The organism is Mucilaginibacter sp. P2_A5 (assembly GCF_056404995.1).
Window position 1 is genome coordinate 17,726 of record NZ_JBFUCY010000036.1, and the last position, 12,332, is coordinate 30,057.

12 protein-coding genes and 1 pseudogene are annotated in these 12,332 nt (G+C 42.0%); 12 read left to right on the forward strand and 1 reads right to left on the reverse strand.

What is annotated here, in order from left to right; genetic code table 11:
• Positions 1-79 precede the first annotated feature (79 nt).
• The 10 genes and pseudogenes from AC1DXF_RS24725 to AC1DXF_RS24770 all read left to right on the forward strand — a co-directional run.
• Positions 80-1,291 (forward strand): alkaline phosphatase family protein, encoded by a 1,212-nt coding sequence (locus AC1DXF_RS24725; RefSeq protein ID WP_477451379.1) that lies wholly within the window; start codon positions 80-82, stop codon positions 1,289-1,291.
• 102 nt (positions 1,292-1,393) lie between these two features.
• The gene (locus AC1DXF_RS24730) at positions 1,394-1,855 is read left to right on the forward strand and encodes a DUF1569 domain-containing protein (protein ID WP_477451380.1); all 462 of its coding nucleotides are present in this window, start codon (positions 1,394-1,396) and stop codon (positions 1,853-1,855) included.
• A 272-nt stretch (positions 1,856-2,127) separates the two neighbouring features.
• Complete coding sequence (locus AC1DXF_RS24735) at positions 2,128-2,712, forward strand: RNA polymerase sigma-70 factor (protein WP_477451381.1); 585 nt, start codon at positions 2,128-2,130, stop codon at positions 2,710-2,712.
• Positions 2,709-3,683: a FecR family protein gene (locus tag AC1DXF_RS24740; protein WP_477451382.1), complete on the forward strand. Its 975-nt coding sequence runs from the start codon at positions 2,709-2,711 to the stop codon at positions 3,681-3,683. Before AC1DXF_RS24735 ends, AC1DXF_RS24740 begins: the two co-directional genes overlap by 4 nt.
• Positions 3,684-3,698: 15 nt before the next feature.
• Entirely contained in the window at positions 3,699-5,858 is a 2,160-nt protein-coding gene (locus tag AC1DXF_RS24745) for an LA_2272 family surface repeat-containing protein (RefSeq protein ID WP_477451383.1), read from the forward strand.
• A gap of 62 nt (positions 5,859-5,920) precedes the next feature.
• Positions 5,921-6,043, forward strand: a complete 123-nt coding sequence (locus AC1DXF_RS24750; protein WP_477451384.1) for a hypothetical protein — start codon at positions 5,921-5,923, stop codon at positions 6,041-6,043.
• Positions 6,044-6,077: 34 nt separating this feature from the next.
• Positions 6,078-7,061 (forward strand): hypothetical protein, encoded by a 984-nt coding sequence (locus tag AC1DXF_RS24755; protein ID WP_477451385.1) that lies wholly within the window; start codon positions 6,078-6,080, stop codon positions 7,059-7,061.
• A 160-nt stretch (positions 7,062-7,221) separates the two neighbouring features.
• A complete protein-coding gene (locus tag AC1DXF_RS24760; RefSeq protein ID WP_477451386.1) occupies positions 7,222-7,743 on the forward strand; it encodes a YceI family protein in 522 nt (173 codons plus the stop codon).
• A gap of 124 nt (positions 7,744-7,867) precedes the next feature.
• Positions 7,868-8,740, forward strand: a complete 873-nt coding sequence (locus AC1DXF_RS24765) for an Rpn family recombination-promoting nuclease/putative transposase (protein WP_477451387.1) — start codon at positions 7,868-7,870, stop codon at positions 8,738-8,740.
• Between the two features lie 103 nt (positions 8,741-8,843).
• Positions 8,844-9,131: pseudogene (locus AC1DXF_RS24770) on the forward strand (PD-(D/E)XK nuclease family transposase); the annotation flags it as partial.
• 84 nt (positions 9,132-9,215) lie between these two features.
• Here the strand turns inward: AC1DXF_RS24770 and AC1DXF_RS24775 are convergent.
• Complete coding sequence (locus AC1DXF_RS24775; RefSeq protein ID WP_477451388.1) at positions 9,216-9,845, reverse strand: hypothetical protein; 630 nt, start codon at positions 9,843-9,845, stop codon at positions 9,216-9,218.
• Positions 9,846-10,088: 243 nt separating this feature from the next.
• On the opposite strand from AC1DXF_RS24775, the gene AC1DXF_RS24780 reads away from it, so the two are divergent.
• Positions 10,089-10,928, forward strand: coding sequence for a phosphatidylinositol-specific phospholipase C/glycerophosphodiester phosphodiesterase family protein (locus AC1DXF_RS24780; protein ID WP_477451389.1), 840 nt, complete (start codon positions 10,089-10,091; stop codon positions 10,926-10,928).
• Between the two features lie 336 nt (positions 10,929-11,264).
• Positions 11,265-12,329, forward strand: a complete 1,065-nt coding sequence (locus AC1DXF_RS24785) for a hypothetical protein (protein ID WP_477451390.1) — start codon at positions 11,265-11,267, stop codon at positions 12,327-12,329.
• Positions 12,330-12,332: the final 3 nt, after the last annotated feature.

Here is a 12,332-nt window from a genome sequence, read left to right on the forward strand (position 1 = left end):
TCAACATTATCTTTCCGTTAAATAACAACAACAACCAATCCAACTAAATATTCCTTAATAATTTCGGGCAAAAATAGCCATGAAAATTATAGCCTGCTGGTTAATAGCGATTACATTTTTATTAACCTGCCCCACCGCCATTGCACAAACCCAATCCGTAAAATTCAATAGAGGCAAACGGGTGGTTATTATTATGTTTGATGGTTTTGGGCTGAGTTATTTTAACAACGCACCCATGCCCTATTTAAAAGCGATGATACAAAAAGGCTTTTTTAAACAGGTGAGCGCCCTGATGCCTACGGTTACCAATGCCAACAATACATCGATATGTACCAGCACTTTTCCGGAAGTTAACGGCATAAGCGGCAACTTTTTTTTGAACGATAAAGGCCAGGAGGAATTTATGGAAGATAAACACCTGGTACGCTCCCCTACTATTTTTCAAAAACTTAAAAAGTACAACGTTAAATCGGCACTGATATCGAGCAAAAAGAAAAGCACCACACTGCTTTCCGCAGGAGCCGATATAGTGGTTTCGCCCGAAACTGCCGATACTTCATGGACAAATAAAATTGGTAAACCCGATAGCATTTATAGCGCCGGGGTAAATTACTGGTCGATGAAGGCGGCTATCTATCTGCTGAACAATAGCAGGGATATTGGTTGCATTTACATTCACACTACCGATTATCCCATGCATACCTGGGCGCCAACGGACAGCGGCTCGATAAAACATCTTCAAAATATAGATAACTACATCCGCCAGATCAGCATGGCTGCGCCCGATGCTACCATCCTGATCACGGCAGATCATGATGTAAACCACAAAAGCCGCTGTATCGATATCCAAAAAGCTTTACTATTGCAGCATATCAGTATAAAATTAGCCTTAAGCCCCGAAAAGGATAAATACTTTAAACATCATCGTGGGTTTGGCGGGGCATCATACGTTTACCTAAACAATACCAACGATTTACAAACGGTAAAAACGGCGCTATATCAATTAAAAGGAGTACAACAGGTGCTAACCCGTACCGAAGCTGCACAAAAATACCATCTGCCCGCTAACCGCATCGGTGATCTTATTGTTTTAGGCGATTCCACAACCGTTTTTGGCGACCTGGAAAACCATGCTACCGAGGATTTGCCGGCAACGTACCGCAGCCATGGCTCGGCTTACGAAATTAATGTGCCACTTATTATTCTCAACGCTCCGAGGCTTCCTCCTTCATCTTTCTTTAACTATAATAAAGACCTGGCTGTATGGCTGATGGATAAAAAGTATTGGTAATCAAATTGCAGGGTAATAAAAAAAAGTTTTACCTTTTGTCCCATATTGAGTTATAGCATCGTCGTAGCTTAAAATTCAATAAATCAACATAAAACAACCATTATGGCCTTACCCAATATTTTTTCGCAGCCCGTTGCTGATGGTATTATCCAAAGGATTAATACCCTTACGCCAACCACCACCCCGCAATGGGGCAAAATGAATGTATCGCAAATGCTTGCCCATTGCTGTGTATCGTACGAAATGGTTTACGAGCCGGAAAAACACCCCAAACCAAACGGTTTTATGAAGCTGATTCTGAAGCTGCTGGTAAAAAACAAAGTAGTAAGCGAAGTAGCCTACAAGCATAACGGCCCTACCGCCCCGGCCTTTATCATCACCGGCGAAAGGGATTTTGAGACCGAAAAAGCCAGGCTTATCGGCTATATCCAAAAGACACAACAATTAGGCGAAAAAGAGTTCGACGGAAAAATGTCGCATTCCTTTGGGCCGCTAAAGGTTGAGGAATGGAATAATATGTTTTATAAACACCTGAACCATCACTTAACACAGTTTGGGAGTTAATGGTCCACAAAAGTGTTCCACCGGAACGCTGGATCATGCGGAACGCTTTGGATCGCATTACACCTGACAATCAACTATTTATATCTTATAAAAATCCCTCACGAAATCACTTTCACCTTACCATCAATTAGTTAACAACTAATCTATTAATAATCGACGGAAACTTCTTTTCATTAACCATACATTTTTTTCATTCCGCCATAGGGGTAAACACTCATCTTGTTGTCTGCAAAACAGATTATTGTTTAAAGTAGTACTTTTAACCCTATCAGTTGGATACAAAACAAACACATACTATACCGTACAAACTGCATTTAAATGCGGATGGAGACTACTTTGACCGTATTTACCTGGAGCATTACGCCGCGCTACACCACTATGCGTTTACCATGCTTGATGACACGGCATTAGCCGATGAAATGATCCAGGATGTGTTTTTAAAAATCCTGGAACGGCAGGAGCCAATCGCTATCCATACTTCGCTTAAAGCTTATTTGTACCGGTCGGTATATAACGAGTGTATGAATTATTTTAAGCACCACAAGGTACAGCAAAAATACCAGTCGCACACTTATTATGAGATGGATAAACATACCGAAAGCCCGCTGAACCAGCTGCAGTTCCGTGAGTTTGAGCAGCAGCTAAAAAGGGCGATTAATGATTTACCCGAGCAATGCCGCACTATTTTCCAGCTGAGCAGATTTGAGGAGTTGAAATATGCCCAGATAGCATTGCAGCTGGGTATCAGTATAAAAACAGTAGATAACCAGATGGGCAAAGCGCTAAAACGGTTAAGGTTACAACTGGCAGATTACCTGCCGCTGATGATATGGATATTAATTAAAATACTGTCATGAAAACACCGATACAAGTGAATGACGAATTACTGATCAGCTACCTGCTGGATGAGGTAACCGCCGAACAAGCCCGGCTGGTAACCGAATGGCGCGCCGCAGATGCCGCCAACGAACGCCGGTTTGAGCAATTCAGGCTGATATGGGACAGCAGCAAAAACTTTAAGGCCGATACTGGCATTGATGCGCAGGCATCCTTGCAAAAAGTAAAACAAAGGGCCGCGGAGCAAAAAAACGCACAACAAGTGGTAAACATGCGGGGCAACTACCGCTGGCTTAAAATGGCCGCCGCGATACTGTTTTTTGCCGGATGCGCATGGTTATATTTTAACCGGTTTGCAAACCCGCAGGTGCAATTTGAAACACACACAGCAGTTAAAACAGATACCTTACCCGATGGCTCCATCATCACCTTAAATAAATATGCGTTACTGAGCCATCCCAAAAAGTTTAGCGGCAAACAACGCGATGTTGAGTTAATTAAAGGCGAAGCATTTTTTAAAGTAGCGCCCGATAAAGCCAAACCTTTTATTATTACAGCCGGTAAAGCTACCATCAGGGTGGTGGGCACATCTTTTAATGTGAATTTTAAAAATGGCAATATTGAAGTGATTGTTGAAGCCGGGATAGTGCAGGTGAGCCTGAATGGCAAAACAGTATTACTTAAACCAGGCGAAATGGTATCGGTACAAAAGGGTGCCGCTATTTTATTAAAACAAACCAATCAGGATAATCTATATAATTATTACTATAGCAAAGAGTTTGTCGCCAATAATGTGCCGCTATCCAAATTGGTAAAAGTTTTAAATGAAGCCTACGGCAGTAACATTGTAATTGGCCGTAAGGAACTAAACGAAAAAAGGATGGTGGTTATTTTAAAAACCAGCCATTCGCTCGATGAAATTCTGAGAATAATAGGTTTTACCTTAGAAATCGAAGTTGAGAAAAAACAAAATCAAATTATACTTAAATAAACCACGTATTTTTTGATGGTCATTATTTACGCGCAAAGTATTCACATCCGTAAGCTGTTTACATTTTCGGCACTGCTGTTACTATCGTTTTGCTTTAATAACGCGCGAGGGCAAAACCTCCTCAACAAGCAAATATCTGTCAACTTTACCAGTATGCCCCTGGGCGAGGTATTAAATCAAATAGCTAAAAAGGGGGATTGTTATTTTTCATATGACGCTAATTTGTTGCCGCAAGATAGCCTGATCACCATTAACGCGGCCGATCAAAAAATCTGGGTGATACTTGGCATGCTGTTTCAAGGCAAATACCAGGTAGCCGAATACAATGACTATATCATTTTAACCAAACCTGTACCCCGTCTTGCACTCGCTAATATCGATATAACCAATGATTATAACTCCTATAGCATCAGTGGCTTAGTTGTTAACGAGCACACCGGCGAACGATTGATGAATGCATCAGTTTACCTTAAGCAACTGCTGGTTTCGGCACTTACAGACGAGCATGGTTATTTCCGGCTCAAATTCAGGGTAGATAACCCGGGGCAGATCAGCCTTACAGCAAGCAAACTCGATTATAAAGACACCTCCATTAACTTTTTGCAAAGCGTATCTATAAGCACACGGGCGCTAAAAGAAAACTACGACAAAGCGGGCAAACACCGCCAGGTTGAAAAAACAGGCATGGGCCGCTTCTTAATCTCGGCAAGGCAGCGTATCCAAAGCTTAAACATCCCCGATTTTTTTGCTACCCGGCCCTTCCAGGTATCCCTTACACCCGGCTTAAGCTCGCACGGTATGTTTAGCTCGCAGGTGGTTAATAATTTTTCGGTGAACCTTATTGGCGGGTACACGGCCGGGGTAAACGGTGTTGAAGTAGCCGGTTTATTTAATATCAATAAAATGAACTCGCGGTATCTGCAATTGGCAGGGGTGTTTAACCTTGTAGGCGGCACGGTAACCGGCTTGCAGTTTGCCGGAATCAATAACCAGGCTTTAGACACGGTAAAAGGCGCACAGCTGGCGTTTTTTGTTAATAAAGCCGAAAGCGATGTTGCGGGTGTACAGTTCTCGCTATTTAACAATAGCGTCCGTAAACTAAAGGGACTACAAATCGGATTGGTTAATACAGCCGATACATCGCATGGGGCAAGCATAGGTTTAGTGAATATTATAGGCAACGGCTTTTATAAAATAGGCTTATCAACAAGCGACCTGATGAACACCAATGCGTCGTTAACAACCGGTACGCATAGCTTTTACAGCAAATTCTCATTAGGTGCAAATATATCACCGGGGAACAAGCTTTATGCTTTTGGCCTGGGTATCGGTCACGATTTTATGTTAAGCGATAACGTGTTTGTATCTGCCGAGACACATTACCTGATAGCCAACGCAGGCAACTGGGACGATAGGCTGATACAGGCTAAGCTGTTATTAAATGTGCAACTCTCCAAACACATCAGCATTATGGCAGGGCCGGTTTTTAACAGCTATAATTACAGTAATTCGTTTTCGACACCGGGATATAAAAATCCGGCACATGCCCCATCCTATCCAAGCTACACATATGGTCACCAGGTAAGGAGCTGGCTGGGCTGGGAAGCCGGGCTGGCATTTAATTCGGTTTTTAAACCCGCAAAAAAAGTATTTGACGATTCCAATGCCTGGTATTTGGGGGCAGCGGCAACAACCGGTGTAGGCTGGGATAACCCCTACGGCGGCTTTGTTCATGGCGCCGAACTGATTGCACTGCGCGATCTGGGCAGTCACCTTACCGGTACACTATCTGCCGGGTATACCTATTTTACAGTCCATAACGATTATTATTACGAAACAGTGGATGCTACGCACCAGGTTAAATTGCCCGGCCATTCATCGCCACGGCAATTTATACCGGTAAAAGTAGGGGTACGATTAAAAACCGGCGGCCCGTTTTATATAGGCTGCGAATTGGGTGAAGCTTTTGGCTTATTTGAAACCTATCATGACCCCAATATTTTTATACCCGGCCGTAATTGGGTTGATGGCCCCTATAGAAGTTTAATGTATGGTGTTTCTGCCGGTTTTAGCTTTAAAAACGGACTGGAAACCGGGGTTAAGTTTGATGATTACAGCTATATTTTTAAGCAATTTGCCCTGCGCCTGGGCTATCGCATTAAACTAAGTAAATAAAGTTAGTACTATCATAGGGGTAAACCTGTCCATTGTTGTCACATCCCCAAAAACAGACAATAATGCAACGAATTTGCGAAACCACAATAACATACCTGCTTAAAAGCCAGCAGGCAGCCTGGGCAGCATTCGCACCCGGCCTGTTAACCCTCAAAAAGGCATTAAAGTTTCTGCCCGCTTATTAACCGCTTTTCCCTTTTATCTTATAATAATTAAAACATGAAACACCTATTTTCATTCCTAACCATTTTTTTACTTTTATCTGGTATAGCCCACGCTCAAGTTCCAAACAGCTGGCGCATCGGCTTTGGTATCAACGCCGGCGTTGCCACCAGCGATGCCTTTAAATATGCCCTTGGCGGCGACATCCGTGTACAAAAGAATTTTAACGAACGTTTATCCGGAACCATTACTACCGGGTTTACCCATTTTTTTGAGAAAGATCATTTTGCATCTTACAACCAATATGGCAGTCCATACAATGTTATCCCTGTAAAATTGGGGCTTAAATACTCTATAACCGGCAACCTTTATGCAGGCGGCGAAGCAGGTGCAGGCTTCGCTTTTGAACAATGGGGAACATCATTCCTGTGGTCGCCATCTGTTGGACTGGCCTTTAAAAACGGGATAGACATCAGCATAAAATATGAAGACTATACCCGGGACAGGGCAACTAAAGATATCGCCCTTCGCCTGGCTTATGGCTTTGGCACTCGCAAAATTGCGCCGCATAAACGGCATATTGAACCAGCTACCAGCCTTCAATGGGGCCTAAGCCTGAGCCAGGGCTTAACCACCAGCGCGTTTGAAGGACATGTGCTTGGGATAGAAGGTAATGTAAGCAAAGCCATAAGCAGTAACGTTGAAGCTACTTTTTCTGTTGGATACGCTCATGTGTTCCATAAAGAACAATATTTTAGCACGGTTAGCTCATTATACCCATCAATAGGCCATATTTATGAAACCCAAAGTAACATAATACCTGTAAAAGCCGGCCTGCGCGTATACTTAGGCGATTTATTTTACCTGGGCGGCGAGGCGGGTGCAGCGTTTACTTCGGGTGGCGTTACTTCTTTTGTGTACACTCCATCAATGGGTTTTAAATTCAGAAACGGTATTGATGTAGGTGTTAAGTATGATAATTACAGCAATTACAATATTGATGATGTACTGGCTGTAAAAGTGGGCTATCATTTTAAATAAAAACACCATCGCTTAAGTATACCAAAGGGCAGATGAAAATCATTTGCCCTTTTATTATGTATTAACTTTGGTTTTACAGGCAACCTCTTAACCCATATGTTCGTTTTCATATAAAGGCCCTGCAATAACACGGCGCTATAGATAACATAAAAACTACAATATGAAAAAGATCACGTATTCATTAATCATCCTGCTGGTTATCAGCCTCTCGGCATTTGCCCTATCGTTAACTACTTACAAAGTTAAAAGCCCTTATGAAGTTAGTTTTGCAGGCGGCCGCATCAGTGGCAAATTTGAAACGCTGAAAGCCAGTATCCAGTTTGATAAGGCCGACCCCGGGCAATCAAAAATATCGGCAACTATAGATGTGGAAAGTATCGCCACCGGCTTCTTTATCAAAAATAACCACGCAAAGGCTGCCCTGGATGCCGACAATCATCCAACTATCACCTTTACATCAACCTCGGTTAGCAAAAGTGGCAACGCCTACCAGGCCGTAGGTAACCTGAACATGAAAGGCGTTACCAAACCCGTCACCATTCATTTTACTTTTGATGATAAAGGCAACGAGGGTGTATTTAAAGGCAGCTTCAAAGTAAAGCCCAAAGATTTTAACATCACCCGCAACGGATCGCCGGATGAGTTGACTATTAGTTTAACTGTGCCGGTTACTAAGGGGTAAATAGCAAATACACAACAAAAGAGCCCGTGTCATAATTATTTATGACACGGGCTTTTTGCTTCCATTCCTGTCGAAGTTAAATTCATCGCGAAGTTGAATAAGGAATAAACTTTTATATTTGATTATGCCAAACAATAAGCCACCTGTTCCAGGGAAATACATCGACCCTTTAGTTGACTTCGCCTTTAAAAAAATATTCGGCAGCGAACCCAATAAGGATTTGCTGATCGCTTTTTTAAATGAAGTATTCAGGGGACGGAAGCATATTGTAGATTTAGTGTATAACAAGAATGAGTATCATGGCGATTTAAAAGACGAAGGCGCAGCCATATTCGACCTGCTTTGTACCGGCGACAGGGGTGAACAATTTCTGATTGAGATTCAGCGGGCAAAACAAGGATATTTTAAAGAACGGGCTTTGTTTTATACCAGCAGGCTAATAAGCGACCAGGCACCCAAGGGTAAGCGTAACGCATGGGGCTACAACATTGCCGAGGTATATTTTATTGCACTGTTGGAAGATTTCACTTTAGACGACACGCCAGAAGATATATATCTGCATGACATTTGCCTATGTAACAGGGATACCGGTGAAATTTTTTACGATAAACTGGGCTATACGTATATAGAATTGAGTAAATTTGTGAAAGAGGGTATTGACTTAGATACGGATTTAGATAAATGGCTTTATGTATTAAAGAACATGAGCCGGATGGAAAAAATCCCTGTTTACCTACGTAAACCCATATTTGAAAAATTATTCAATATTGCAGCATATATTAACCTTACTAAGGAGGAAAAAGCAATGTACGATAGCAGCTTAAAATACAAATGGGATAATAAAAATGTGATGGACTATGCGGTTTCAACTGCAAAAGCAGAAGGCGAATATAAAAAGGCCTTAGATATTGCCCGTGAAATGAAAAAAGACGGCTTTCCAGTCGCCCAAATATCAAAATTCACCAAGCTTTCTATCGAAGAAATAGAAAAGCTATAGTCGAACACCGCCTTTAAGATAAAATAAACGGCAAACGACTACTGAGCTCATGTTTTAACGCCCATTTTCTGAAGAACATCAGGCTGGACAGGTGTCCGGTTCACTACGTAAACCCATATTTGAAAAACTATTCAATATCGCAGCATATATTAATCTTACAAAGGAGGAAAAAATAATGTACGATAGCAGCTTAAAATACAAGTGGGATAATAAAAATGTGATGGACTATGCTGTATCGACCGCTGAGGCCAGGGGCGAGGCAAAAGGCATGGAGAAAGGTGAATATAAAAAGGCCTTAGATATTGCCCGTGAAATGAAAAAGGACGGCTTACCGCTTGCCCAAATATCAAAATTCACCAAGCTTTCTGTTCAAGAAATAGAAAAACTTTAAATACCCGCACTAAAAAAGGGGAGCGAAAAAAATCTTCGCTCCCCTTTTAGCTTAGCTTTCTGCTTTAAGCCTTAAGCTTTCAGCTTACAATCCAAAGCCATAAGCCAAACGCAAAGCCACCAGGCCTGTGTGATAATCCTTCATGTAAAAATCCTCGTACCGCGCACTCAGGTCCCAGTGTTTATTTGCGTACCCAACTCTTCCGGCCAGGTCACGCCTGTGGAAGGGCGCCCATCCCTGGCCCTCTTCTAATTTTTCCCAAACCAAACCGCCTTCAACACCAACATATAGGTTTGTGGTAAAAAACTGCTTAACACCTATTTTAACCGGGATTTCGCCATAGCTACCAAATCTTTTGCCGGTGTTTGGGTTTATCTTCGGAAAAAAATGATAACCGCCGGCAGCAAACGTCACCGCGAAATTATTGGTAATACCATATTGAAACTGGCCGGTTGCTCCCAACACAAAGCTGCTACCCCGGTGCGCTATGCCGGTTGGCAAACCTGTTTCGGCTCCCAGGCTAAAGGTAAATTGTTTAGCTGCAAACGTTTGCGCCTGTGCGTTTGTTGTAAAAAATATAGCTGAGGCAATAATTGAAACGGCTATTAATTTTGATAGAACTTTCATTTGACGTGGTTTTAGTAAATAATCATTTACATGTATTACTGCCACTTTCGCAAATACGTTGCCTGTAGTTCCCGATTTTTTTTTCAAGGCTCAAGTATATACAGTAAAACCAGGACTTTTTGTACCGTTTTTATTTCTTAACGKGTACAATTACCGGCGATTAATTATGATATAAATAATAAAATATATCGCTATCTGCTAACTAAACAACGGTTACTACCGTATAAAACAGTGTTATCAAACCCTTGTCGCTATAAAAATTTTCATCATAATAAGGTAACATTTATGCAACATTGGACAGGTACATTTGGGGAAACAAAAAAATTATCGATGCGAACAGCAATTTTTTGCCCTAAGCACCTTAAGTTATTGTTCCTGAGCCTGCTGATATTTCTCGGCCACAATGCCTACCCCCAAAATCTCACAATCTCCAATGGTTTTGCCCACAATGATTACTGGCACAAACGGCCTTTGTATGATGCTTTGGATAACGGCTTTACAAATATTGAGGCCGATGTTTATTTAAGGAACAACAAACTCATTGTAGCACACATCCTCCCCTTCTTCAAAAAACAAAGAACGTTGGAGCGCCTGTACCTGGCCCCGCTGATGGAATGCATTAACGGCACCAATAAAGAGATCAAATGTCCTGCCTATCCGTTAACGCTGATGATCGACATAAAATCCGACGGCGCTAAAACTTACCAGGCGCTACAGCTGGTACTCGAAAAATACAAATCTATTCTATCCGGGTACGAAAACGGCATTTACACCCAGCGGCAGGTAACTGTTGTAATTACCGGCCACCGGCCGTATAACCTGATCAAAGCCCAAAATAGCAGGCTGGCCTTCATTGATGAAGACCTGACGCTGGTAAGGCAGGATACCGTTTCAAGAAATTTATACCAAACTGCAAGCTGCAAATATTCTCATTTATTAAAGTGGGACGGCAAAGGTATTTTTTCGCCATTTGAGAGGCAGCGCCTGCGCATGTACGTGTTACTGGCACACAAGTTTGGCAAAAAAGTAAGGCTCTGGGCTTCGCCCGAAAACGAGGTTGTATGGCGCGAACTGCTGAACTGCGGCGTTGACCTGATTAATACCGACAGGTTAGTTGAGCTTAAAAACTTTTTGCAAGCAGGCACCAAAAGCTATGCAAAAGTTGATTGAGGGAAAGAATCAAGAGTTAAGAATCAAGAGTTAAGATAAATACCATTGGTTTATAAGTCATTTCTTCATTAAAACTTATTGCAATAAGTCTTTTCTTTTTTCCTTTCTTGATTCTTGACTCTAATATCTTGACTCTCTACCAGCATTGTTAATAAATTCCTTCCCCAAAAACCACCTCTTAATAATTTCATAACGCTGGCTTCGCTTTATCTAAAAGTAGCGCGATTACTTTTAACAAATTATAAAGCAAAGCATCAGCCAGGCTTTATAGTTTAAATAAACAAGTAAAGTATTCAACCCTTGAGTTTAACTACACCGATAATTGAAAGTAAAGGAATGAAGAAGATATTATTCATTACCGGTTCAATTAACCAAACAACCCAGATGCACCAGATCGCAAATGAGTTGCCCGAATTTGATTGCTGGTTTAGTCAGCTATTTACAGATAATGCGCTCCTAAACTACCTGCTTGCCAAAACCCCCATTTTTAACGGCACGGTGCTATCGCGCAAATTCAAGTTAAAAGCCGAAAGGTATTTATATCAAAACTCACTACAGGTTGATTTCAGGGCTCAAAAAAATCAGTACGACCTTGTAGTGTATTGTACCGATATGATTGTGCCCAGGCGCATGCGTAAATTTAAAACCATATGGGTGCAGGAGGGCATGATTGACCGCTATACCACCTGGAGTAAAATAGTACGCACTTTGCGGTTACCATCTACCATGTGCGGTAATACATCACTAAACGGGGCAGCCAATATATGCGATGTTTATTGCGCAGCATCTGAAGGCTATAAGGAGCAGTTTGCCAACAAAGGCACCGATATAAACAAGATAGTTGTAACCGGCATGCCCAACTATGACAACCAGCAGCAGCATTTAAACAACAATTTCCCGCACCGCGATTATGTGATGGTGGCTACATCCGATATGCGCGAAACCTTCCGGATAGAGAACAGGGTAGCATTTATCAAAAACGCTGTTAAAATAGCGGCAGATAGGCCATTGCTTTTCAAACTTCATCCTAACGAGAATTTCGCCAGGGCCGAAAGCGAGATCCGCAAACATGCGCCGGCAGATGCTATGATCTATAAAGAGGGTAATACCGCCCATATGATAGCAAATTGCTGCGAATTGATTACACAGTACTCTACCGTGGTATATACAGGTATCGCCCTGGGTAAAAAAGTGCACTCCTGGTTTGATATAAATGAGCTGAAAGAGCTTGCACCCTTGCAAAATGAAGGAACATCGGCCAAAACTATTGCAGCGGTTTGCCGCAAGTATTTAAATCATGAAGGAGACAAAAAAAATTTCGACCCGCAACTTGCCATTTACAAATACCTGGTTAACCAACAGCAACCAGAGTTAACAAACGAACTAATAGCGAACTGGTAACTA

Coding starts and splice junctions, on each gene's coding strand:
- AC1DXF_RS24725 (WP_477451379.1), top strand. CDS start 80: ATGAAAATTATAGCCTGCTGGTTAATAGCGATTACATTTTTATTAACC.
- AC1DXF_RS24730 (WP_477451380.1), top strand. CDS start 1,394: ATGGCCTTACCCAATATTTTTTCGCAGCCCGTTGCTGATGGTATTATC.
- AC1DXF_RS24740 (WP_477451382.1), top strand. CDS start 2,709: ATGAAAACACCGATACAAGTGAATGACGAATTACTGATCAGCTACCTG.
- AC1DXF_RS24745 (WP_477451383.1), top strand. CDS start 3,699: ATGGTCATTATTTACGCGCAAAGTATTCACATCCGTAAGCTGTTTACA.
- AC1DXF_RS24750 (WP_477451384.1), top strand. CDS start 5,921: ATGCAACGAATTTGCGAAACCACAATAACATACCTGCTTAAAAGCCAG.
- AC1DXF_RS24755 (WP_477451385.1), top strand. CDS start 6,078: ATGAAACACCTATTTTCATTCCTAACCATTTTTTTACTTTTATCTGGT.
- AC1DXF_RS24760 (WP_477451386.1), top strand. CDS start 7,222: ATGAAAAAGATCACGTATTCATTAATCATCCTGCTGGTTATCAGCCTC.
- AC1DXF_RS24765 (WP_477451387.1), top strand. CDS start 7,868: ATGCCAAACAATAAGCCACCTGTTCCAGGGAAATACATCGACCCTTTA.
- AC1DXF_RS24780 (WP_477451389.1), top strand. CDS start 10,089: ATGCGAACAGCAATTTTTTGCCCTAAGCACCTTAAGTTATTGTTCCTG.
- AC1DXF_RS24785 (WP_477451390.1), top strand. CDS start 11,265: ATGAAGAAGATATTATTCATTACCGGTTCAATTAACCAAACAACCCAG.